Annotated in this window: 24 protein-coding genes; all 24 read left to right on the forward strand. The window is 39.1% G+C overall.

Features of this window, described 5'->3' with window-relative positions; genetic code table 11:
• Positions 1–21: 21 nt before the first annotated feature.
• The 24 genes from fliW (G587_RS0107690) (at position 22) to G587_RS0107810 (ending at position 25,356) form a co-directional block, all read left to right on the forward strand.
• Positions 22–483 (forward strand): flagellar assembly protein FliW, encoded by a 462-nt coding sequence (gene fliW / locus G587_RS0107690; protein WP_026491773.1) that lies wholly within the window; start codon positions 22–24, stop codon positions 481–483.
• Positions 484–535: 52 nt separating this feature from the next.
• The gene (gene csrA, locus G587_RS0107695) at positions 536–754 is read left to right on the forward strand and encodes a carbon storage regulator CsrA (RefSeq protein WP_026491774.1); all 219 of its coding nucleotides are present in this window, start codon (positions 536–538) and stop codon (positions 752–754) included.
• Between the two features lie 230 nt (positions 755–984).
• Positions 985–1,443, forward strand: a complete 459-nt coding sequence (locus G587_RS24305; RefSeq protein ID WP_051200884.1) for a flagellar protein FlaG — start codon at positions 985–987, stop codon at positions 1,441–1,443.
• Between the two features lie 193 nt (positions 1,444–1,636).
• A complete protein-coding gene (fliD, locus tag G587_RS0107705) occupies positions 1,637–3,238 on the forward strand; it encodes a flagellar filament capping protein FliD (RefSeq protein WP_026491775.1) in 1,602 nt (533 codons plus the stop codon).
• Positions 3,239–3,280: 42 nt separating this feature from the next.
• Positions 3,281–3,712: a flagellar export chaperone FliS gene (fliS, locus tag G587_RS21840; protein ID WP_242830050.1), complete on the forward strand. Its 432-nt coding sequence runs from the start codon at positions 3,281–3,283 to the stop codon at positions 3,710–3,712.
• Between the two features lie 36 nt (positions 3,713–3,748).
• Entirely contained in the window at positions 3,749–4,228 is a 480-nt protein-coding gene (locus G587_RS0107715; RefSeq protein ID WP_026491776.1) for a hypothetical protein, read from the forward strand.
• An 8-nt stretch (positions 4,229–4,236) separates the two neighbouring features.
• Entirely contained in the window at positions 4,237–5,235 is a 999-nt protein-coding gene (locus tag G587_RS0107720; protein WP_026491777.1) for a hypothetical protein, read from the forward strand.
• Positions 5,236–5,274: 39 nt separating this feature from the next.
• Complete coding sequence (gene fliW / locus G587_RS0107725; RefSeq protein WP_026491778.1) at positions 5,275–5,730, forward strand: flagellar assembly protein FliW; 456 nt, start codon at positions 5,275–5,277, stop codon at positions 5,728–5,730.
• Positions 5,731–5,978: 248 nt separating this feature from the next.
• Positions 5,979–6,305, forward strand: a complete 327-nt coding sequence (locus G587_RS21845) for a helix-turn-helix domain-containing protein (RefSeq protein WP_051200885.1) — start codon at positions 5,979–5,981, stop codon at positions 6,303–6,305.
• On the forward strand, positions 6,302–7,600 hold the full coding sequence (locus tag G587_RS21850; protein WP_035786064.1) for a type II toxin-antitoxin system HipA family toxin: 1,299 nt from the start codon (positions 6,302–6,304) through the stop codon (positions 7,598–7,600). The genes G587_RS21845 and G587_RS21850 overlap by 4 nt, the downstream gene beginning before the upstream one ends.
• Before the next feature lie 309 nt (positions 7,601–7,909).
• Positions 7,910–9,373 (forward strand): flagellin N-terminal helical domain-containing protein, encoded by a 1,464-nt coding sequence (locus G587_RS0107745; protein WP_026491779.1) that lies wholly within the window; start codon positions 7,910–7,912, stop codon positions 9,371–9,373.
• Positions 9,374–9,527: 154 nt separating this feature from the next.
• Positions 9,528–11,393, forward strand: coding sequence for a flagellinolysin (locus G587_RS24310; protein WP_051200886.1), 1,866 nt, complete (start codon positions 9,528–9,530; stop codon positions 11,391–11,393).
• A gap of 171 nt (positions 11,394–11,564) precedes the next feature.
• Entirely contained in the window at positions 11,565–12,113 is a 549-nt protein-coding gene (locus G587_RS0107755; protein WP_026491780.1) for a Uma2 family endonuclease, read from the forward strand.
• A gap of 58 nt (positions 12,114–12,171) precedes the next feature.
• Positions 12,172–12,474, forward strand: a complete 303-nt coding sequence (locus G587_RS0107760; protein ID WP_026491781.1) for a hypothetical protein — start codon at positions 12,172–12,174, stop codon at positions 12,472–12,474.
• A 42-nt stretch (positions 12,475–12,516) separates the two neighbouring features.
• The gene (locus tag G587_RS0107765; protein WP_026491782.1) at positions 12,517–14,340 is read left to right on the forward strand and encodes a motility associated factor glycosyltransferase family protein; all 1,824 of its coding nucleotides are present in this window, start codon (positions 12,517–12,519) and stop codon (positions 14,338–14,340) included.
• A 327-nt stretch (positions 14,341–14,667) separates the two neighbouring features.
• Positions 14,668–16,107 (forward strand): flagellin N-terminal helical domain-containing protein, encoded by a 1,440-nt coding sequence (locus tag G587_RS0107770; protein ID WP_026491783.1) that lies wholly within the window; start codon positions 14,668–14,670, stop codon positions 16,105–16,107.
• A 149-nt stretch (positions 16,108–16,256) separates the two neighbouring features.
• Positions 16,257–17,180, forward strand: a complete 924-nt coding sequence (locus G587_RS0107775; RefSeq protein WP_330364419.1) for a Uma2 family endonuclease — start codon at positions 16,257–16,259, stop codon at positions 17,178–17,180.
• A 79-nt stretch (positions 17,181–17,259) separates the two neighbouring features.
• Positions 17,260–18,027, forward strand: coding sequence for a transcription termination/antitermination NusG family protein (locus G587_RS0107780; protein WP_026491785.1), 768 nt, complete (start codon positions 17,260–17,262; stop codon positions 18,025–18,027).
• Positions 18,028–18,280: 253 nt separating this feature from the next.
• Complete coding sequence (locus G587_RS21860; RefSeq protein WP_155829451.1) at positions 18,281–19,180, forward strand: hypothetical protein; 900 nt, start codon at positions 18,281–18,283, stop codon at positions 19,178–19,180.
• Positions 19,181–19,313: 133 nt separating this feature from the next.
• Entirely contained in the window at positions 19,314–20,249 is a 936-nt protein-coding gene (locus G587_RS21865) for a Gfo/Idh/MocA family protein (RefSeq protein ID WP_035786065.1), read from the forward strand.
• Positions 20,250–20,279: 30 nt separating this feature from the next.
• Positions 20,280–21,632 carry a Gfo/Idh/MocA family oxidoreductase gene (locus tag G587_RS0107795; protein ID WP_026491786.1) on the forward strand — a complete coding sequence of 451 codons (1,353 nt, stop codon included), beginning with the start codon at positions 20,280–20,282 and terminating at the stop codon, positions 21,630–21,632.
• 118 nt (positions 21,633–21,750) lie between these two features.
• Positions 21,751–23,358 carry an RNA-binding domain-containing protein gene (locus G587_RS21870; RefSeq protein ID WP_051200888.1) on the forward strand — a complete coding sequence of 536 codons (1,608 nt, stop codon included), beginning with the start codon at positions 21,751–21,753 and terminating at the stop codon, positions 23,356–23,358.
• 598 nt (positions 23,359–23,956) lie between these two features.
• Positions 23,957–24,847, forward strand: a complete 891-nt coding sequence (locus G587_RS21875; protein ID WP_051200889.1) for a hypothetical protein — start codon at positions 23,957–23,959, stop codon at positions 24,845–24,847.
• Between the two features lie 86 nt (positions 24,848–24,933).
• Positions 24,934–25,356 carry an adenylyltransferase/cytidyltransferase family protein gene (locus G587_RS0107810; protein WP_026491787.1) on the forward strand — a complete coding sequence of 141 codons (423 nt, stop codon included), beginning with the start codon at positions 24,934–24,936 and terminating at the stop codon, positions 25,354–25,356.
• Positions 25,357–25,596 lie beyond the last annotated feature (240 nt).

Consider the following 25,596-nt stretch of genomic DNA (forward strand, 5'->3'; position numbering starts at 1 on the left):
TTCATATGGAGGGGCACCAGAATGAAATTAAAGACCAGAATTTTCGGAGAGATTGAGATTGAAGATAGCAAGATCATCGAGTTTCCGAAGGGCATCATTGGTTTTCCGGACATGACACAGTTTGCGCTGATGCATGATAAGGATAAAGAATCAAACAACATTAGATGGCTTCAGTCACTTGATGACCCGGTTTTTGCCATGCCTGTTATGGATCCGCTTTATGTTAAACCTGACTTCAACCCCGTTGTTGAAGAGGAGAGCATAAAGGATATTCTGCCGCTTGAGGATGAGGACCTTCTTATCCTTGTAACAGTAACTGTTCCGCAGGATATTACCAAGATGACAGTTAATCTTAAGGGACCCATCATTATTAATTCGGGTAATTGCAAGGCTTGTCAGATCATTATCGACGATGATGATTATCCTGTTAAATACCCTATTTATGACTATCTTCAGAAACAGAAGGAAGCTGCCGGAAAATAATTACACGAAACTTCTGTGAGGAGCAAGGTATAAAAAAGGAGAGGAAGAGCTTATGTTAGCATTATCTAGAAAAAAGAATGAGTCTATCATCGTTAATAATGATATAGAGATTACAATTTTAGACATCAGGGGTGATCAGGTGAAAGTGGGAATCGCCGCACCCAAGGAAGTGCCTATTTATCGTAAGGAGGTTTACCTTCAGATTCAGGAGGAGAACAAAGCAGCAACAAATGCGGATGGTATTTCCGCACTGGCAGATCTGCTTAAATAATTCTGATAAGTTTAATGGGGCAGTCACGAAGTTAGCTTCGGGGCTGCCTTTTTATTATCCAGGGATAAACATTTTATTAAATAATTATAAGAACCTAAATGTTATGCATTTACATCCGATATAATGGATAGAGGAAACTATAGGTATGTCTGTTTGTAAAGGGGACAGATTTTACCTTGAAAAAAGTGGAAAGGGATAGCCACTGTAAATTACACAAGGAGGTGAGAGTGATGGCTATGGATGCAATCAGTAACGTAGGTGCAATCAGCACAACACAAATTCCTGACATTCAGAAAACTGAGCGAGTAGTATCATTCCAGGAAGGAGCTGGGCAGAATCAGGAGAAGCCTGATTTTTCACTGAACCAGCCGTCTACAGGTGCGCCGGCATCTAAGGTAGAGCTTCAGGAAAATACTAGCAGCAACGTGCCTACCCGTCAGGAGAGGACAAAAGAACAGATCGAAGCTGAGAACAAGCGAATCAAGAACGCAATCAGTGAGATGAACAAGAAAATGTTCAACAACTCTGAGGCAGTGTTCGGAATCCACGAGGATACAAATCGTATCACCATTAAGATCGTGGATAAGACCACAAGAGAGACAATCAAAGAGCTGCCGCCGGAGAAAACACTGGATATGATTGCAAAAGCTTGGGAATTAGCTGGACTTATGGTCGACGAAAGAGGATAAAAATCACTTTCGAAAGCTATTTTTGAATGTGCAAGGGGTATTCTGCGCTTTTTCAAGACAAGGCTTGAAAAAGCAAAGGATGCACAGCCCGCGATAAGGAGATAATTGCTTCGCAATTCCGCGGGCGCGCAGAGATTTCGCAAGCGAAATCTCATTTTCAGCAGGTTATGCCCCATTAAGAAAGGAGCACCATATGACCATGAGAATAACCGGACTTGCTTCCGGGCTCGATACAGAGAGTATTATCACCGAGCTGACGAAGGTTGAGTCCCAAAAAGTAGATAAAATTAAAAGTGATCAGAAAAAGCATGATATGAAGATGGATAAGTGGAAGGAGCTCAACAAGAAGGTTGTGGACTTCTACAATAAGACATTAAGTAATCTGCGTTTTGATTCAAGTTATACAAAGAAAACCACTGAGTCTTCCAACAATGATGCAGTATCGATCGTAACAAGCGGTACTGCTATGAACAGTGTTCAGAAGCTCTCAGTAGATAAGCTTGCAAGCAGCGCCTATATGACAGGCAGCAAGGTGCAGGCTAAGAGTGGTGATGGCAAGGCTAGTCTTACTACTACCCTGGATAATCTGGTGGGCTATGGAGCAACTACTGACGTAGCTGATGAAGTAAAGAATAAGATAACCATCAAATTTGGTCCAAAGCCAGCTGATGGAGAAGAAGATACAAGAGAGACATTCCAGATTGAGCTTAAGGGAGATGAGACAATAGCAGATGCCATTTCCAAGATAAAGGAGCTTAAATCCAGCGATGGCTATAGCTTAAATGCTAGCTATGACGCAACTCAGGGACGCATGTATATGGCATCTAACGAATCAGGTGCCGACGCCGGTTTTGAGATAGATCTTGATGCATCTGACCTGAACGTAGTAAATGCGCTTGGCCTTAATGCTTCTGACGGAGCAACCTATAACGCAGGTGAGGATGCACAGATCACACTTAATGGTGTTGAGTATACATCAAATACAAATACCTTTGATATTAACGGATTATCCATTACTGCAAAGCAGAAGGCAGAGGATATATCCCTTACAACAAAGGATGACACCAGCGGAATCTATGATATGATCAAGAACTTTGTAAAGGAGTACAACGACCTGATCGGAGAGATGTATACACTTTACAATGCAGATGAGGCCAAGGAATATGACATCCTTACCAAAGAGCAGAAGGATGAAATGACGGATGATGAAATAGAGGAATGGAACAAGAAGATCGAGGATGGTCTTCTGTCCAGAGATCAGACAATCTTCCGTGTCATGAATGAAATGAAGAATATCATGATGAAATCCTATGACTGGGGTGAAACTGATATCAATAAGGAAACCGGTAAGGAAGTTCAGGTCATGACATCATTCTGGTCCTTCCATATTGCTACACCTGGATACTTCGAAGCAGAAGAGGGCGACAGATATAAATGGCACATTTACGGCGATGAGGATGATGATCTTAAGAGTAATGAAGAAGATAAGTTAAAGGCAAAGATCGAAAAGGATCCGGAGCTGGTAACAAAATTCTTCAAGCAGATATCATCTGAGATGTACTCAAAGCTTGGCGATCTTATGAAGTCAACGGAGTTTTCAAGTGCTTATACCTTATATGAAGATAAGCAGATGAAAACGCAGGTTGATAAGTATAAGAAGCAACTAAAGGAAGCTCAGGATAAGCTGGGATCTGTCGAGGATAAGTATTACGACAAATTTGCCCAGATGGAAAAAGCGATGACCAAGCTAAATGAGCAGACCAATTCTCTGGCAGGTATGCTGGGAACAGGCTGATATAAATAATGGCTATCAAGACTACAACATGGAGGTGGTTCTATGCCGGTAACGAGAAATCCTTACGCAAAGCAAATGAATCAGTATCAGAATACTAAAATCCAGCAGGCAAAGCCTGAGGAGCTCACTCTGATGCTTTATGACGGCGCCATAAAATTCTGCAATATTGCGATTATGGGCCTTGAAAATAATGATGAAAAGAAATTCACAACATATCTTCTTAAGGTAGAAAATATTATTGATTATCTGAACAACACCCTGGATATGAAATATCCTGTTGCAAAGGATTTTGAAAATGTTTACAACTATCTTATGAAGAGGCTTGTGGAAGCTGATCTTCACAGAGAGGATGCACTGGAGATCATGAATGAGGTGAATAAGCATATTCACACCATGCGTGATACCTGGGTGGAAGCTATCAAGATAGCAAGGGGACAGGCTCCGGCTCCTCAGAGAGTGCCGGCTGGCGCATAAAATGATTATTTATATGAAGAAAGTGGGGAAATAAAAGTGACAGAGTCATATCTGGACATGATGGAAGACAGTCTCAGGGATAAGATTGAAGTCCTTAATGAGATCGTTAAGGAAAATGAGACTCAGAAGGAAATACTTGAAAGTACGACAGAATTCGATGAAAAAGGTTTCGATGAAGCAATTAGTCGCAAAGGCGAACTGATACGGCGGGTCGATAATCTGAATGACGGATTTGAGAGCTTGTACGAAAGAGTAAAAGAAGAGCTTGACCAGAACAAAGAAAAACATAAAGAAAGGATAAGGATTTTTCAGGATCTTATAAGACAGATAACTGATTTATCAAACTCCATAGAAGCAGGCGAAAAGCGCAACAGCGCCCTCGCAAAAAATTATTTCAGTGTGGCAAGGAATAAGATGAATCAGGGACGAAAATCCTCCCAAGCTGCTCTTGATTACTACCTTACAATGAACAAGTCCAAGATTACACCGCCTCAGTTCTATGATACAAAGAACTAGGTGATAAAGTGAACGAACTTCCGATTGTAAAGGAATACGAAAACAGAATAGTTGAGATACTTACATGTGATGATATCACGGAGTGCTTTGACGAGATGTTGCAGATCGGAGCACGGATTATTAGCGGTGCGCTATCTACAGAGGGTAAAAAGGAGCTGGCGGACCGCATTAAGAGAAGTGTCTATTTCCTCCCCAGGGAGGAAACCCCGGATATGCTGCGCCATGTGGCATATCTTCATTTAATGGTGCGCCTTACAGACAGTAAGGATTTTTATACCGAATTTCTTGCTTATGTAGATGGAATGAGAATAGATGAACGTTATAGATTTTTCCTACTTATGCAGGCAAGATATTTATCCTACCAAAAGCCTTACATAATTACATTAGAGTCTGACAGGTTATTCCACAAAATATTTAAGAGAAGTAAACAATATTATGCCGACAGACTGGGCGATACCGGACCTTTCATGAAGCTGACCAGTAGAAAGTGTGATCAGACGATCATCCTGACCCAGCAGTATCTGACGGATACACACAGAGAGACGCATATTACCAATCTCATAGCGCAGGAGATAATGGTAAGCATGTGTCAGAATACATTTATTATTAATACGAATGATCTCCTTCCTGTTTCAAATGTGGTACCGCTTTTCGGAATAGAGGGTCACAATTCCATGCAGTACCTGGCAAATGCCAATAATGTTTTTGTAAGAGGACTTTCGGTTCCCTACTTCCAGTGCGATGACAGGATGCCTTCAGAGGATGAGATGCATATAATCCTGAGTACCATAAGGGAGCTTAGGCCTGAATACATAATCAGCTGCGGAGACCATGCGATTACAGCTTCACTGGCAGCAAGGATTGTTCCTGTAATACCGGGATATCAGATAGCTCCGGTGGATGATCCCCAGGTAATAAGGGAGAATCTTCTTAATTATAGAAGAATGATCGAAGAAAAGAGATTTTGGCAAATACGTTTTAAAGTTAGCGAAAATAAGATAAAATAATCTTGTAACGTATGAGGGTTTTAGAGAAGGGAGATAAAAATGAAAGTTAATACCAGGATCTTTGGTGAAGTTGACATTGAGGATGAGAAGATAATAACAATGCCGTTTGGGCTTGTGGGCTTTCCTGATCTTCAGAAATTTGCGCTTATTCATGACAGTAAAAAGCCTGTAGGTGCGCTGTGGTATCTTCAGTCTATGGATGATCCTGATATTGCACTTCCGGTTATCGATCCTTTGACGATAAAGGCTGATTACAATCCTCAGATTGAGGAAGCGGATGTTGAGCTCTTAGAGCCACTGACAGAGGATAATCTGCTTCTTCTGGTTACGATAACTGTTCCAGAGGATATTACGAATATGACTGCTAATCTGAACGCACCTATTCTTATTAATAGTGATACGGGAAAGGGAGCACAGATTGAGATAGTATGGGGGAAAGAGGAGTACATTACAAAGTATCCTATTTATGAATATTTGAAAAGGCAGAAAGTGTAAGTATATATGATAGTTTTATTTAGCGCACGTTTGGAGAGTGAAACGTGCGCTATTTTGATGAAATGAATTACTAATGAATTAATGAGGGCAAGATTTTTGGAATGTTAAATGCTATATGTGACGCATTAGATGATGCTGAGATGCATAATATGTCACATGTTGCATTTTATGACTTCGAAATATATACTGATGGTAAATAGTAGGACGGATAAAAAACAAAAGTATGCTTGGGTTATGAGGTTTGTAACATGAATATCAACTCATTTACTAATGAAATATACAGAAAAATAAAGCAATATAGAATTGAAGCAGAGATGACACAGAGCGAGCTTGCAGCTCAGAGTGGTATTTCCCTTAGAACAATTCAGAGATTTGAAAGTGGTGGAGAAATAAATTTATCTGCTTTTCTTAGAATACTTATAGCATTGGGCCTTGCAGATAACGTAAATAACGCTATACCGGACATGGAGAAAAGACCCTCAGTACTTCTCAGAAAAGAACAGCATCATGAAAAAAAGAGAGTCAGAAAAAAAGAGCCCAAAGAAATAGATTTAAGATGGGGTGATGAAAAATGAAATTTGCAGAAGTTTATTTATGGGGAACAAAAGTTGGTACACTTCATTTGGGAGATAATGAAGTTTTTGCCGACTTCGAATATGATAAGGAATTTATACAGTTCGCAAGAGCAAGAGATATAGAGCTATCTCCGATTAAGATGCCAATATCTAACAGAGTTTACAGATTCACGGATATTGGTGATGCATTTAAAGGGGTTCCCGGGCTTATTGCAGATTCTCTTCCTGATAAATTCGGAAATGCAGTTATAAGCTCGTGGCTGGCAGCACAGGGAAAAAGTGAGAGTGATTTTAATGTAATAGATAGGCTGTGCTACACAGGAGCCCGCGGAATGGGAGCTCTTGAGTATGTACCGGCGGTGGGACCGGATACGGTGCATGATGAAAAAATTGATGTAGATGAAATGGTGAAATTTGCTTCCGCAGTTTTGAACAAAAGAAAAGATATTGTATTAGATGCGGACAAGGATATGTCATATGCTCAGCTTTTACAGCTTGGAACATCGGCGGGGGGAGCCAGAGCTAAAGCAATTATCGCATGGAATGAGGAAACAAAGGAGATAAGATCCGGACAGATAGAGGCCGGAGATGGATTTGATTATTGGCTTATAAAATTTGATGGTGTGGGTAAAAACGGTGATCATGGACTGGAAGATTCTGCCCAATATACTTTAATTGAATATGCTTATCATCAGATGGCAAAAGAGGCTGGAATAGATATGGAAGAGTGTCGAATTCTATCAGAGAACGGCAGAAACCATTTTATGACTAAAAGATTTGATCGGGTAAATGGGCAAAGGTTACATATGCAAACGCTTGGAGCGCTAGGGCATATAGATTACAATGTCCCAGGATTATGTAGCTATGAACAGGCTGCTATGTACATGAACGAAATGCATTTGGGAATATCTGATGTGGAGAGACTTTTCAAGAGAATGGTATTTAATGTGGTGGCAGTAAATCAGGATGATCATGTTAAAAATATTTCTTTTTTGATGGATCGAAGCGGCAGATGGTCACTTTCACCTGCGTATGATATCACATTTTCATATAATCCTGATAATAGATGGCTTAAGGCACATCAGATGACTATAAATGGGAAAAGTATAAATATAACCCGCGAAGATATATTTGCTGCCGGAAGGAATATGGGCGTAAAAGATAGTACTATTAAAAATGTAATTGAACAGATTAGAAGTGTAGTAAATAGATGGGAACATTATGCCGAAGTAAATCATATCAATGAAAAGAGTTACCGTATGGTGCAGGATATTATAGATCAAAATATGATATGATCACATGAAAAATATCGCTTAAAATAAGGCTCTTTAGGCAGATTATAATAGTTTATAAATAATTTATATTTTTTTTGAAAAAAGGGGTTAACTTTATGATAACGCATCCGATATAATGTATGTAAGAACACAAAGCACGCATGTTTTGTGGCACGGAACGCAAAGAAGCGCGCTTGTGATATAGTAGGATAACAGGGAGAGAGCAGCCTAGGAACTCCGCTCACCGGATATCCGAATCGAAGAAACACAATTCAATATTTTTTACTACGGCAAAAGGATTTGCCGCGTACACAAACAAGGAGGTATATTATGGTAGTACAACACAACGTGACAGCGATGAACGCTAACAGAATGCTCGGAGTAACAACTGGTTCACAGTCAAAGTCAGCCGAGAAACTCTCATCAGGTTATCAGATTAACCGTGCAGCAGATGATGCAGCAGGTCTTTCAATTTCCGAAAAGATGAGAAAGCAGATCAGAGGTCTGGATCGTGCTTCAACTAACGCCGATGATGGTGTAAGTTCCGTACAGACAGCAGAAGGTGCACTCACAGAAGTACACGATATGCTGCAGAGAATGAATGAACTTGCAGTTCAGGCAGCTAACGGAACAAACAGTTCATCCGATCGTGAATCCATCCAGAATGAGATTGATCAGCTGACAACCGAGATCGATCGTGTTGCTGAGACAACCAAGTTCAACGAGACTTACTTACTTAAAGGCCAGACTGGATACAGAAATAAATTTATGGCAGCTCATGACGCTGGTCTTGAGGGAACTATTGCTGATAACTTGAATGGCGGAAAGTCTGCTACATTTACAGCTGAGATTAAATCTGATACTGACAAGACAATTGCTGGAAAGAATTACCACATTTTCAAGGCAGGACAGGATGAAATTGATACTATTCAGAAAACTGTTGAAGAAAATGGCACAATCAAGGCTAATTCTGTAACCATCAATGGAGCAACATATGTTAAAGGTAAGGCATCACAGGATGGAACAACAGATGTCTTCAAGCTCGGTGAAGAAGAATTCACTGTAGATCAGATTAAGGCAAAGATTGTTGATGGCGCAAAGGTATCTGTAGATGGTGCAGAGACAAGAACAGCTGTTGATACAAATCTTGACAAGAACATTTCTGTTGCTACAGCTGTTAACAAGATGTCTGCAGCACTCCTTCAGGCTAATAAGATTGGTGTTGATCCTACTAACTCTAATGAGGGTGCTCATGATCAGAGTAGTGTAAAGGTTAAAGCTAAGGATAAGGATGGAACTGAGGTTGAGTCAAATACTGCAAGTTCAGCTCTTGATGAAGGTAAGTTCACATTCTCTATTCAGAAGGGTACTGCACAGGTTGCAAAGGACCTTGGGCTCCAGCTTCATGTTGGTGCTGACGCAGATATGACCAATAAGATCACAATCGGCGTGGAAGCAATGACAGCTAAGAATCTTGGTATCCAGAACCTGAACGTTGTTGACAACACAGGTATGGCTGCAACATATGCAATCGATGCAATCGAAGATGCTGTTAAGACAGTATCTGCTCAGAGATCCGCACTTGGTGCTGTTCAGAACCGCTTAGAGCACACAATTAAGAACCTGGATAACGTTGTTGAGAATACCACAGCAGCTGAGTCCCGTATCCGTGATACAGACATGGCTGACGAAATGGTTACATACAGCAAGAATAACATTCTTGCTCAGGCTGGTCAGTCAATGCTTGCACAGGCTAATCAGAGTAACCAGGGCGTTCTTTCACTCCTCGGCTAATCCAGTTAGCGATACTAGACGTACATTAAGTACAACCATAGAGAGGGCTCTCCCGAAAGGGGGAGCCTTCTTCGTTGGTGTTAAGTTTTACGCGATTGATTCCGATAACCATATTGTAACTGAAAAATATAGGGCAGGATGATAGGGACACGATATGGTTATACAGCATAATTTACAGTCAATAAATGCAAACAGACAGAGCTCGCTTGTGAACACAAACAGGGCTAAGTCTTCAGAAAAGCTTTCATCCGGTTATAAGATAAATCGTGCTGCAGATGATGCTGCAGGACTTTCAATATCTGAGAAAATGCGCAGGCAGATGAGAGGACTTCACCGCGCTTCTGCAAATGGCGGTGATGGTATATCCCTTGTTCAGATTGCTGATGGAGCTCTTAATGAAGTTCATGATATGCTGCAGCGTGGAAATGTACTTGCAGTACAGGCTGCGAATGGAACTAATTCATATAGCGATAGACAGGCCATAAACAATGAAATAGTTCAGTTAAAAAAAGAAATCGACTCCATAACAGCAAGAACTAAGTTTAACGAAACAATGATCTTTAGCAAGAATGGAATACTTCCAAGACTTGATAAGATAAGACCAGATACAAAGACACAGAATGCTTTGGAGGAGATTGCTACTAAGATAACGGATGAGTATTTTCCAAATGCGGTCGATCAGATACTTACCAAATTTTCATCCCTTGGAGATAAATTAAAAGAGCTGGCAGCTGATGATAAAAGTAAATATAATACCAGGCTTAGTATTCAATATATTGATGGTGTGGGCAAAACACTTGCTTATATGAGCGCAGCCTTTTTAAACAGTGATCAGTCATTTTACTCGGGATCGTTACTCATGGCAGTGGATAAGGATGATTTTCCGTCTATAAATCTGTCAGATAGCCAGATGGAGAAGCTGGAATCTACTATAGCCCATGAAGTAATGCATGGTATTATGGATACCGTTCTTTCTAAGAGAATGAGTAGAGAGGGCGGAGCAGAGGATTTTCCAAAATGGTTTGTTGAAGGAACTGCCCAACTTGCAGGTGGCGGTTATACTACCGGATGGAACTATGAACTCTCCAATATAGCAAGCGGACTATCGAGTGCAGATGATAGTTCTAAAGATAATCTGATCCATGACTATCTAAGCAGGGGCGGAGATTATACAGTTGATACCAGAGAATATGGACACGGATATCTGGCAGCAGCTTATGCGAGCTATCTGGCAGCAGATGGAAATGATGTAACACAGTCCAACCTTCTTAATGGTGCAAATAAGATGTTCCAGAAATTAATGGATAGTGATGACAGCTTTCAGGATGTAATGGCAGATGTCATGGGAATATCTGAAGCGCAGCTAAAAAATGCTATTGATAGTGGCAGTACAGCACCACTCAAAGAAGGGAAAATGAGCGCTGTCGAATTTGTAAGAAGACTTACCTATGAAAGTCTTGGCGGTGCAGGTTCACTTGTTACAAGTGCACTGAATACAGGCGGTTCTTCAATACTTGGAGAATCAGCAGATAAGGATGCTCAGCCTGTAGTAATAGTTAGTAAGAAGGTTAATTATACAGCATTAAAGGATGATGAAGTAGATAACAGAGGTCACTATGAGAGACTGGCTCTTCACCTTGGAACAGATGCAGACATGACCAATAAGGTTGAGGTTAATCTCTATGACATGAGTAGTGGTGCTCTAAGGCTAACTGATACAAATGTGCTCACCTCTGAGAATGCAACAGATGCAATAAATGATTTTGGCGATGCCATTATGATGGTGAGTGCAGTAAGAAGCTATTTTGGTGCCGTTCAGAACAGAATTGAGCATACCATCAAGAACCTGGATAACGTTGTTGAGAACACCACAGCATCAGAATCCAGAATCAGAGATACAGATATAGCAGATGAGATGGTCAAGCTGTCAACATATAATATACTTTCCCAGGCAGGACAGTCGATGCTTGCACAGGCTAATCAGAGCACACAAGGCGTAATGTCACTTCTGCAAGGATAAAAAGTAGCCTTCCCCCTGGGTGGGAAGGTGCCCTGAAGGGGCGGATGAGGGGATTGATAAAAAGTGGAGGCTCTTCCGTTTGGGAGAGCCTTTTCAAATGATAGACTGAAATGGTATAATTTTCAGTATATTAAATGAAAAGTGTGACTATTCATTTCGGAGGTGAGTGATATGCCATTACCTATTGAAAATAAAGAATATTATACAGTGGAAGATTTTTATAACTGCGTCGAAGAAGAATTTGTGGAACTTATAGATGGGCATATATATAATATGACTGCTCCAAATAGAATACATCAAAAGATTACGACAAAGATGATTCAGAGAATTGCGAATTATATTGATTCAAATAATGGAGATTGCGAAGTATATCCGGCTCCTTTTGCTGTTCTTCTGGATGTGACTAAAGATACTGTTGTTGAGCCTGATATTAGTGTTATTTGTGATAAAAATAAGCTGACAGATAGAGGTTGCACCGGTGCCCCGGATTGGATTATTGAAGTGGTTTCGCCAAGTAATTATTCTCATGATTATATTGATAAATTGAATTTGTATCATCAGGCCGGGGTAAGAGAATATTGGATAGTTAATCCAATGGACGAAAAAACTACGGTATATAATTTACAAGAAGAGGTAAGTCCAAAGGTATATGATTTTGACGAATCTATACAAGTTGGGATATATGAGAACCTTAGTATTTGTGTTAGAGATTTTCTATAAAACTCATGAAAATTAGATAGGCTTATTTTATTAAAGGGTTGATTTAGAAGGTGTGACAATGGAAAGTATAAAAGATTTGGGACGCCAGATAATCAGAAATAACGAGAAGGCTGCTGACACCATTTACCAAAGAAAACCGGGTGGAGCAGAGATGGTAGCGCCTGTTATGAAACAGCTTGTGACGTTCACAGAGTTACTTGTGCAGAGCGGGAAATTAACCCCAGATAATGCAGATAAACTTCAAAAGTGGCAGGGGGATTTTGCAAGGCTTGCAGTGGCGAATGAGAATGGCGATTTGATACTCGCGGCAGACATAATTCATCACGATTTAAACGAGGAGATTATCAGCTGGATTAGGTGATATTAACTGGATGAATATTTGAGTAATTGTGTGGGGGATGCAATGCTTCAAAAAAGTGAAGAATTAAGAAAAAAGAATTTTAGTGTGTTCGAAAAGCGTTACGGCTTCGTTCCGCAGATAAACGCTGATGAGGATGCGATTTATAGGATGGATTACGCAAAAAATGGCGAACCCATCCTTTTTATTAAGAGTGCAGCACCGGGCGGTGAGGATCTCAGGATGAACAGCGAATATGATCCCACCTATGAAGCATCAAGGTGGGCAGAGAGGTTTGAATTTGCAAACAGACGGTCAACTGTTGTTATGCTTGGGTTGGGTTCAGGTTATCATCTTAGGGCACTTATGAAAAAAATGCGCCCGGACACTATGTTTTATATATTTGAACCACAGGAAGACCTATTTGCATACATATGTTGCTTTATGGATATAACGGATTTAATCAGTAACAGCAGAGTCATGCTCTTTGTTAATGAACAGCAGAGGGGGCTCTATGTTGCAGAGACCATGATGGATATTGTTACTTTTAATACCGAGACCGGGGCTATAACAACACCTTTTTATGCGGCTAATGCAGAGTTTGATGAAGCCTGTGAGGCTCTTAAGGTGATAATGCTTGGGCAACGCAATTATCAGAAGAGACGTGGGAGAGCAAGCCTTAAGTGCAGACTTTATGCCTGGACACATATGAGAGAGGCTGCGCTTCTTCGCGATTTAAGAGAGGCTCTTCCTGATGGAATACCTGCGGTGATAGTATCCGCTGGACCGTCTCTTAATAAGAATGTTGATGTTCTTAAGAAGATAAAGGGGCATGCACTTATTATGAGTAGTGATAGAGCTCTCAATGTGCTTGATGACCATGGAATTGAGCCTGATCTGGTGCTCTCCGCTGAGCCGGTAAAGGATCCATCGTTCCTGAAGTATAAGGTGGCAGAGAAAATACCTATGCTGTGCTCTATGCAGACCAATAGTGAATCGCAGAAGCTTTTTAAGGGGAGATGTATATATTTTCACGCTCTTCATTATGAGGAAGCTCTATTTGGAGAAAAGGTGGAGGCAAACCTTGGAGGACTTGACCTTGGAGGGAATGTATCCGGAGCTTGTTTTTATGCATGTGAGAAGCTGGGGATAAAGACGATTGTTCTGATAGGCCAGGATATGGCATATCTCGATGGAAAACACCACGCAGACAACAACGATTCCGGAGGAGATGATGCCAGAAATCTCGAAACAATAGAGCTTCCGGGAGCACTTGGAGGGACAGTGCAGTCCTGCGCCATGTGGAGAGAGTTCAGGGATTATTTTGAAAGAAGAATAATGCTTAATCCGGAACTCAGAGTTATAGATGCGACTGAAGGAGGTGCCCTAATACGGGGATCTGAGGTCAAGACTCTCGAAGAAGTTGCGACAGAGTTTGAAGATACGAGCTATGACATTGAAACTACAATAAGAAATATACCAAGAGCTGAGACGGAAGAGGAGCATGTAGAGACAATAGCTAAACTCCAAAGATGGTGTGATGATCTTGATAGGATAAAAAATAATTCAAACGAAATTGCGACTATATGCGCACAGCTCCTTAATGTGAGTAAATACCAGGATATAAGGGATAAGAAGAATAATAATAAGTTAAAGAAGCTGGATATATTGAGAGCGGAAATCTATGCTACAACAGTTAATTCTCTTCTTGAGGAATTCTGGGTAGAGGATGTCTATTCCATTCCGGATTATCAGTTCATGATAAGAAATAATGAGGAAGCGATTCCTGTTTTTGAGAATGCCAGGGAATATTATTCACATCTTCAGGAGGACTGTGAGAGTCTTAAGGAAGCAATTTTAGTAGCAATTAGTGATGAAAACAGCAAATAAAATGAAATTATTTGTAAGTTTTTGAAGAAAATTGTTCAATTGATGAAAAGCTCAAAATGCAGATAAATACTGCGTTTTAGGGCTTTTTGTTATGCCTTAAATTCAATTTTGAAATAAAAAATCAAAAAAATTTCAAAAAAGGGGTTAAGTTCTCGGAAAAGAAAACGATATATAGAGTGTAAAACAAATACAAACATCGTCAAGGATGATCGATGTGGGAGCGCACTCAACTTAATAAGAAACTTTTAGTAATGAATTTTTTTATCAAGCAGGCAGTCTCTGACTATACGGATTATAGGAGGAACTGCACCCACATGGAGGTATAATATGGTTATCCAGCATAATATGACGGCGATGAATTCTAATAGAATGCTTGGCATTACAACAAGTGGTCAGGCAAAATCTTCTGAAAAACTTTCCTCAGGATACAAAATAAATAGAGCAGCAGATGATGCAGCAGGACTTTCAATTTCAGAAAAGATGAGAAAGCAGATGAGAGGTCTTGACAGAGCATCAACAAACGCAGATGACGGTATTAGTTCAGTACAGACAGCTGAAGGTGCACTCACAGAAGTACACGATATGCTTCAGAGAATGAACGAACTGGCAGTACAGGCAGCTAACGGAACAAATAGTGAGACAGACCGTAAGTCCATCCAGGACGAGATCAGACAGCTCACAACAGAAATTGACCGTGTTGCAGAGACAACAAAGTTCAATGAAACCTATCTCCTTAAAGGCGGAAACGGTTTTTACGATAAATACATGGTAGCTCATGACGCAGGTCTTGAGGGAACTCTTGCAGATGCAGGAACTTACGGAACCTTCACAATGGATCTTAAGAATGACACCAATGTAAAGATTGCCGGAAAAGAGTATCACATCTATATGGATAAGGATACAGTAAGTGCAATTCAGCAATCAATTGAGGTGCTCGGAACAGCAGCAGGAAATAAAGTAGTTATAGATGGCACAGAATATGTAGTAGCAAACAGTTCTTCAGATTCTAGTGAATTGATCTTCAAATTCGGTGAAGAAGAGTTCACAGTAGATGAAATCAAGCAGAAGGTTGTAGACGGATCCAAGGTAAGCGTTGGTGAAGGACAGCCCACAAGAACAGCCGCTCTTGAGACACTTGATAAGAACATACATGTAAGTACAGCTATAGCAAAGGTTAAAGACGCACTTGTTCAGGCTAACAGAGTAGGCGTAGATTCCAAGAATCAGCAGCTAGTAAAGGTTGAACTTAATACAACAAAGAGGCCTGATAATAGCCCTGCGATGGATGAAAAGACCGGTGGTATTGGTGCAAGATATATGTTCAGTATCCAGAAGAGCACAGCTCAGGTAGCTAAGGACCTCGGCCTCAGCCTCCATGTAGGATCTGATGCAGACATGACCAACAAGATCAGCGTAAACATCCAGACCATGACAGCTGCACACCTCGGAATCCAGAACCTCACAGTAGAAGACAGCACAGGTATCGCAGCAACATACGCAATCGATGCTATCGAAGATGCTATCAAGCAGGTATCAGCTCAGAGATCAGAACTCGGTGCTATCCAGAACAGACTTGAGCACACAATCAAGAACCTGGATAACGTAGTTGAGAATACAACAGCAGCTGAGTCCAGAATCCGTGACACAGATATGGCAGACGAGATGGTTACCTACAGCAAGAACAACATCCTCGCACAGGCAGGACAGTCCATGCTGGCTCAGGCAAACCAGAGTACACAGGGTGTTATGTCACTCCTTCAGGGCTAATCAATCGGTTCATAAAGATAAGAAATTTAATCAAACTCAATTATGCTGGGGCGCTCTCCATGAGGGAGGGCGCCTCTTTTTGCGCTCTTTTTACGTTTTTTTTCTAACTTCAAAAAAGTGTTTTGATATGTTTTATGGATTTGAACTATATGGCAATGGATATCCATATATGGATTGATAATGGAGAGATATGGCGCTATAATGGATATGGAAATTCTTGCTACCATTATGAAGGGAGTGTATTTACTATGACTATAGATCAGATGATTGCACGTAAAGAAGAGACGGGACTAACATATGAGAAGATTGCAAGATTGTCCGGAGTACCGGTGGGTACGGTGCAAAAAGTATTGGGTAAAGTTACAAAATCTCCCCGCTATGATACTTTAAAGGCTTTGGAGAGAGTTCTTGGTGTGGAAAAACCTTCCGGGAGAGTCGAGGAAGCAGAGCCGGTATATGGCAGAGCTGGCAATAGTGGTAGAAATATTCATTCAAATGTTTTACATACAAAAGCGAAAAATCAGGGGGAGTATACATTAGACGATTACTATGCACTTCCGGATGATCAGCGAGTTGAGCTTATCGATGGAGTGTTTTATGACATGAGTGCTCCATATACTACGCATCAATTCATAGCGCTTGGAATCTTCAGTCAGATAAAAAACTATATCAATTCAAAAAAGGGTAAGTGCATCCCTCTTGCTGCACCTTGTGATGTGCAACTTGATAAGGATGATAAGACCATGGTTCAGCCAGATGTAATGATAATCTGTGACAGAGACAAAATAGTAAAGCAGAAGGTATACGGGGCTCCTGATTTTGTGGTAGAAGTATTATCGGATTCTACTAAAAAGAAGGATATGACTCTAAAACTCTCAAAATATGAAAAGGCCGGGGTAAAAGAGTACTGGATAGTTGATCCTGATAAGCAAAAAATAATAGTATATGATTTTGCTCATGACTTTGATGTTTCAATATATGGCTTTGGTGATGATGTTCCAATTGGATTATATGATGGAAAATGCAGGATAGATTTCAAGACAATTCTGGATGAAATTAAGTTTCTGCTATAAGATATACTTGTTTTAAATGTCATATGTTGCGCTATAAAATATAAGATATGACTTCTCTATAGATAATGGGGGATGAGAAATGTGGTATGTAGTTCAGACAAAAAGTGACAATGAGCAGCTTGTTATGGAATATTTCAAAAGAACGGCGGATCCGAGTTGCTTTCATAACTTATTTATTCCCATGTTCGAGGATGTAAGGAAAAAAGAGGGTAAAGCAACAATTCATTTGAGACGATTATTCCCGGGGTATTTCTTTGTTGATACAGAAAATCCGGATGCAGTATTTAAGGCTTTAAAAAAGGTGCCGGAATTTAAAAGGGTTCTTGGCGCTGAAGAGGAAGATGGAACTAAGCTCTTTATTCCTATAGAGAAGGAAGATCAGAAGTTCCTTGATTCTCTAATGGAAAATGGACTTATGAGAGTGAGTCTTATTAAGCGTGCCGGTAATGGAAGAATAGAGCACATAATAGGACCGCTTTCGAAATATAGTAACCGTGTTATAAAGTTCGACATTTCCAGAAGACGTGCTATTGTTAAGGCAGATATTTTCGGAAAAGAGAGAAAATTGAAGTTCGGTCTTTGGACGGAGAGTGATCCGAAGCTTCCGTGGGTATCAGATATAGAGAGTAATGAGGAAGCTATAGGGAGTGCAAATCTTCTTAAGGGAGTAGCTGATATTGGTATATACCCCGGAGACAATGTGGTGGATGAGTTGGGAGTTTATGAAGATCAGATATTCACTGTTACAGAGGTTGATACTTTCAGGAGAATAGTTTATACCACCATTGAAATGTTTGGGACTATGGTGAAATTGCAGTTCAATGCAGATGATGTGAGAAAAGTATAAATCATAAAAAGTAAGCTATTTACAAAATGCAATAAATGTGTTATTTTTGTTTTCGTTGCTGAGCAACGAATATATGTTATGCATTTATTGCATTTTGAATAGACATCTGAGCAAATCGCTCATTTATTCCACTTAGTGTTAATGATAATGTTAGTTGCAGTTATGTAATTCTTTTATTACCCCTTTATTGGATTGCTTCTTGCTATTATTCAATGTTCATTCATATGCAATGAGATGCATGGGAATGAGAAAAATGGCAGAAAAAGAAACAACACAGAATAATGGGAAAGGAGAATATACAACTAAGATAACATATCAAAATAGGGATATAGTATCCAAAGTTATGGCAGAGGAATTTGAAGGGAAAAGCTTTGCTGTATATGGGATAGACATTCCTAAGATAGTTAAGGTAGAACCCACAAACTTGCCTGCGATAGAAGCGAATGAGCTTAGAATGGACAATCTGTTTTTGTTGGAAGATGAATCATATGCGCTTGTGGATTATGAAAGTGATTACAGTCGTGATAACCTGCATAAATACTTGAACTACGTTGTTAGGGCATCTAAAAGATTGTATAATGATCATAAGATATTTCCGAAGATAAGAATGATAGTTATCTACACAGCAGATGTTGAGAGAGGAACTACTAATCCTGAATTAGACATGGATAGCGTGAAGTTTAAAGTTACTGAAGCATTTCTTTCTGAATTTGATAATGAAGAAGCTTGGAAAAATATATCAAGTAAGATATCCGTTGGTGAGGATATTTCTGCTGAAGAAACTATGCAATTGATCATTTATCCGCTTGCTTTTAAAGAAAGAAAATCAAAACAAAATGCGATTAGACAAGTGATAGAACTTGCCAAGGGGATAAAAGACGATAAGAAAATGATTTTTGTTTTAAAGTGTCTGATGGTCTTTTCTGATAAGGTTATAAGAGAGGATGATGCAAGACACATTAAGGAGGTACTTATGATGACTAAGGTCGAAAAGCTTATATATGATGAAGCAGAAGAAAATGTTGCTACAAGAATAGCGAAGAATCTTTTGAAGACAGGTAGTGAGGTTGATTATGTTTCTGAAAACACTGGACTTTCGAAGGATATAGTAATTCAGTTGGTTGCAGATATTGCAAAAGAAAAGGAACAATAAGTGTTATTCTTATTCAAAAGAAAACACAAAGTTATATGAAAGAAAATACACCCTATAGGGTATAAATACGATCATTTTGATTTGAATTATACCTTATAGGGTGTAATAGCATATTTGAAAATGGGTGACAATTATGATCAATCTGGGAATGATAGGAACCGGACGAATTGCAAAACGAGCAGTGAAGGAAATAGCTGAGGTGAAAGATATTAAACTCACAGCAGTTTATAATCCTAACGAAGACCACGCAAAGACTTTTGCAAAAGATAATGGTATAGATCAGGCATATTCTGAGATAGATAAGTTCTTAGAATCTATAGATGCGCTTTATATTGCTTCACCACATGGAACTCATTATGACTATGTTAAGCAAGCTCTGGAGCTCGGCAAGCACGTAATCTGTGAGAAACCCTTAACTTTAAGCGAAAAACAGACGATATCATTATATGAGATAGCTTCAGATAACAAGCTTGTTCTGATAGAAGCAGTAAAGACGGCTTATAGTCCTGGATTTAAGAAGCTCTGTGAAGTGGTAGAAAGCGGAGCAATTGGCGAGGTAGTTGACGTTGAGGCGGCATTCACGAGGCTTACAGAAGGTAATGTAAGGGAACTTACGGATACGAAAACCGGTGGAGCTTTCACAGAATTTGGAACCTATACAATGCTTCCTATATTCCGATTCCTTGGAACAGATTATACGGATATCAAATATAAAACTATAAAAGCAGGAAACGTTGATGGCTACACCAAGGCGCATTTTAACTATAGTGACAGATTTGCAACTGCAAAATGCGGACTTACTGTAAAATCCGAGGGTCAGCTCCTAATCTCAGGAACGAAGGGATACATTCTTGTACCTTCGCCCTGGTGGCTTACAAAATACTTTGAAGTAAGATATGAGGATCCACGAAAAATAGATAAGTATGAATTCGCATATGAAGGCGATGGTCTGAGATACGAATTTCAGGAATTTGCGAAGCGTATATCTGTACGAAATTGTGATAAAATAGAGCGTAACGAAAGCATAACAAGAAGCAGGGTATTTGAAAACTTTCTATCAAACAGATAAGTGTTGCACGAGATTATGAGGGGTAATCTAATGAAGAAAGTAATAACCTATGGTTCATTTGACCTTTTTCATGAAGGGCATTACCGTATTCTCGAGAGAGCCAAGGCGCTCGGGGACTATCTTATTGTGGGCGTAACCACGGAATACTATGACCGTCAGAGAGGAAAACTCAATCTGGTTGATCCCATTATGACCAGGATTGAGAATGTAAGGCATACCGGTTTTGCTGACGAAATTATAGTTGAGGATCACGTCGGCCAGAAGGTAGAGGATATCCAGAAATATGGAATCGACACCTTTGTTCTCGGCTCTGACTGGGAAGGAAAATTCGATTATCTAAAACAATACTGCAATGTAGTATATCTTGAGAGAACCCCAAATATATCATCAACATTTTTAAGACATGACAGAATGAGACTTATTAAGCTTGGCATTGTTGGCACCGGAAGAATTGCTGTCAGATTCATGGACGAGGTCAAGTACGTATCCGGTATTGAGGCGGTTGCAGCATATAATCCGGATGAGATAAGCCTTAGTAATTTCGCAGTGAATTACCCTGTTCTTACTTTTTCAGATTATTTCGACGAGTTTTTAAATGAAGTAGATGCAGTGTATATTGCATCGCCAAATGAGACACATGCTGATTATGTGCGCAAGGCCATCCTTGCGGATAAGCATGTGTTGTGTGAAAAACCTATGACTTTTACTTATGATGAGGCAGTGGAGCTCTATCAGCTTGCTCATGATCATCATGTTGTGCTGATGGAAGGAATAAGAGCAGCGTATCTGCCGGGATTCCAGCAACTTCTTACGGTTGCCACAAACGGAACAATAGGCGAAATATGCGACATAGATGCCTGCTTTACCAGAATTGGAATTAAGAATTCAAGAGAGATGGCTGATTCTAAGTACGGTGGCGCGTTTATGGAATATGGTAGTTACACTATGCTGCCTATATTTAAACTGTTTGGAATGGATTATGAGGATGTAAGGATTGATTCTATCCTCGGAGAAGGCGGCATAGACAGATTCACCAGAGTACAGTTTATCTATAAGGATAGAATGGCTACGTCCAAGACAGGTGCCGGAGTAAAATCAGAAGGCCAGCTGGTAATATCCGGAACAGAAGGATATATATTGGCTCAATCCCCTTGGTGGCTTATTCAGAGCTTCGATGTCCGTTATGAGGATCCTAATAAAGTGGATCATTATGAATCACCATTTGTTGGAACCAGCGGATTCAGGTATGAGATAGCGGAGTTTCTTGGCAAGATCAACAAGACCGGAGGCAAAGATTATAAGTTGACATCCCAGGAATCTATTGCTATGGCTAAGGTTGTTGAGAAATTTATGACTATGAGAAGGCAGCAACAGGGATGGTAGAGACCATAAAATAATAATTATGAGAAGGCATTCTGTGGTTGCAGGGTGCCTTTTTCTTTGGTTTCATTGACGATAACTTTGGATTGGTATATAATTTCTTTGTATTCGGAGGGTTTTTATGGATTACAGACAAATAAAAAAACGTGCAAATGAAATTTTGAAAACCAGGACTGCTGAGTGCTCATATGTAGAGTATAAAGCCTCAGAACAGCAGCTTGATAAGATTTTAAAGACTATCTGTGCATACGGGAATAATTACTACAACAATGATATTCAGTACCTCTTTATTGGTGTTGAGGAAGAAAATAGTGAAGATAATAAGGCAATACCAGTAATTCCAATAAAAGGAATACCGGAAGGACGCATGGAAAAATGCAAAAATGTTATTAATTCGTTGCGGTCATTTCTGTATCCGAATGTTGCTTTTGAAGTGATATCGAATAAACTTGATGGATTGAATTACCTGCTTATTATTGTTATGAGACAAGCTGGTGGACCTTTTATGGTTGCGGAAAAAGCGGAGAAGGACAAAAAGATAAATCTTAAGCCGGGGAGATATGTAAGAATTGAAGCGGACACAAGACTTGCAAGAGTTGATGAAGAATATGATCTTTTACGTAAGTTTTCAAATTTCCACTACAGCTCTATTGTGAGTACAGGAGCAACAATTGATGATTTGGATATAGATCTTCTTCGCGAATATATATCTAAAACCAGCGAAAGACAAATAAGTGAGGACCTGGATAAAAGAGAGTTAGCAAAAGTACTTGCGCTAGTAGATAAAAATGATCCTAGCGAAATGAGGGTAAAGAATTTCGCTGTCTTGATGTTTTCTTCTCATCCGGAAAAAATCGTACCGTATGCATATACAGAGTGCATAATTGATATGTTTGGAACCAAGAGAAAAATGGAGTCCAAAGTTTTTAAAGGAGCGGTATGGAAGCAGTACTATACTGCGCTGGACTATATAAACAGCAATTTCTTAAATGAGCTTGTAATAAGAGTTGATGGAAGTGCTGATAATAAAAGAATAGAGAATTTTACTTTTATAGCGCTTGAAGAATTACTTGCAAATGCAATCGTTCATAATAACTATGAAAATGGAAAACCGATTCAGATATATGTATCTGAAAAACAGATTAATATAGTTAATTACAATAAACCGCTACCGCCTATACGAATCAGTGATCTGAATGAAAGAACTTTTTTTAATGAAAGAGATACGGAAAATCCGGAACTAAGAGATATGTTTAAATCATTAGGAATCATTGAATCTTTTGGAACTGGTATAGGGGAAGCTAAGAGATCTATGAGGGAAAATGGATCACCGGATTTATATTATAAGACCTTTGATGTGAATGATAATATTACATCTGTCGTTATTCCAGTAAATGAGGAATATTATGAAATTAAAAATGGCTCCAAACCAAAGAAAAATGTTTGGATTGAGAGTGAAACCAAAGATTTTAAGCAAAAAATCTTGGATTCAGGGTTTTCAAAAAATATAAAGCAAAATATGTTGAAGTTATATGAGCAGATTGGTACGGGAGTTTTTGGGAATTCTCGTGTGGTTGAAATTCTTGGATGCTCAGAAGTTACTGCAACTTCATATTTGAAAAGGATGGGAAATGAACTAAAAATCATTGTTCCAGTAGAAGGAGTGGGAAAAGGAAAATATAAGTTTAAGTATAATGTTATAGATACGGTTTCCGGAGGGGGATTTTGAAAATGTTAGAAGAATAAATACATTAAACAATTTGATAATGCATACCGATATACCTAATATGGAGATTTTCTCTATATTAGGTATATTTTATATAAATTTAATATAATTTAGTGAAGTTGCTTTGTTGTTGGTACAATATATTTGTGATAATATACTATTATGTACAATATTTAGATAATTGTGCGAAAATTCAACTTGACATAGATTACATAAACGCATTGATAGACAGCCAGGAAGTATCTGAAAATCAGAGCTGCCATGCCGCCTGACGTACGGATATGGACATAAAGAGCAATGACTCATTCATTGCGGGGGAGTTACAGGGGCTTTGCTTAACTGTGACATGGCGAAGCACGGCGCGAGAAAATAATCAAAATAATATTTGACAAAAACAAATTAACGCACTAATATGATTGCTGTTCAAAAACCATAAAGGTATCCGAGCAAATCGCTCAATTAGTTCCATTTAATTATTTATATTGAACAGGAATTGTTGTTTGCAGGTTTATGCTATTTCTCTCTGGTGCAAAGGTGTTGGGGGCACTATTTCTTCGACCTTTATGGTTATTTGAATTATACAAACCATAAAGGAGGAAAAATGGAAGAAAACAGTAATATTCAGTGGCATCCGGGATTTTATGCGGGCATGGAATTTGAGTTTCGCCAATATAGGCAAATGCTACAATTTACTCCGGAGCATACGCTGGCAAAAGAGCCTGTTAAAATGGATCTTTTGATTATCAAAAAGAATAGCAAAGCTATTATCAACAACGCCATAGGTAGAATATTCAGGAAGCATAATATAGTTGAGTATAAAAGCCCTGAGGATAATCTCACAATAGATGATTTTTATAAAACTATCGGATATGCATGCTTTTACAAAGGGTATGCTGAGACAGTCAATCAAATAGATGTATTGGATATGTCTATATCTATTTTCAGAGATAAACATCCTAATAAGCTTATGGACCAACTTCGTAAACTTGGAGCAGAGCTTGTAGAGCAATATAAAGGCGTGTATTATGTTAGTGGAATAGTAAATATCCCTACCCAGATTGTGGCTATTGATGAACTGGAAGATGAGACTTTTGTCGCGTTAAAGGTATTGAACAAAAATGCAGATGAAGCTATTGTTAGGAAATTTATCAGTGATTCGGCTACAATCAACAATAAGGCAGATCAGATGAACGTGGATGCTATTTTGCAGGTTAGTGTATCTGCCAATTATGAGTTATATGAGAAAATAAGGAGGGAAACGACTATGTGCGAAGCATTAAAAGAGTTAATGAAGGATGATATAGAGCAAAGCAAAGAACAAGGCATAGAACAAGGCATAGAGCAGGGGATACTGATATTCATAGAAGATAAGATTGAAGATGGTATAGCGGAGGAAATCATATTAGCTAAACTTGAAAAATTATATAAATTATCAAAAGAAAAAGCAAAACAGTATTATGATCAGTGTATGAATAAAGCAGTAACTAACTAAACGATTATTAAAGGCGCAGCGTAAGCTGCGCTTTTATAATACTCAAATAATTATCAATAAAGCTTATCGAGGTAACAGTCACCAAAATGTATAAAATCGGTTACACACAAGGCGTATATGACATGTTCCACATCGGGCATTTACACATCATTAATAATGCTGCAAAGCAATGTGAGAGACTGATTGTAGGAGTAAACTCCGACGCCCTTGTTGAAGAATATAAGAATAAGAAAACGGTTATTCCCCAGGAAGATCGGGCTGAGATAATTAGGAATCTTAAGAGCGTGTCTGAATGCATAATTGTTGATACGCTTGATAAGGTTGAGACATATAAAAAGTATAAATTTGATGTGGTATTTATAGGTGATGATTGGAAGGGAGATGAAAGGTGGAAACAGACCGAAGAGGACTTAAAACCCTTTGGAGTAGATGTTATCTATCTTCCTCATACACCTAATATATCATCCACTCTTTTAAGAGTAGAGATACCGATGCGAGTTGAGGAATAACATAAATAATTGGATACTAATGATATCAAATATATAGAGATGAGAAAAAGAAAAGCAAGACGATTAAGCTTGCTTTTTCGTTTATTATGGGTATTTCCGGTTAATAAAAAGAAAGTAGTATTCGCTTCTTTCGAAGGAAATGGTGTTTTTTGGAAGCAATCCGACATAAATATCGGAGGAGCCTCATAAATGAAAACTTTATTTGACATGTTCTTGATTTTTGTATAATTCAGTAAAAAT

Source organism: Butyrivibrio sp. XPD2002 (assembly GCF_000423945.1).
Taxonomy (GTDB): domain Bacteria; phylum Bacillota; class Clostridia; order Lachnospirales; family Lachnospiraceae; genus Butyrivibrio.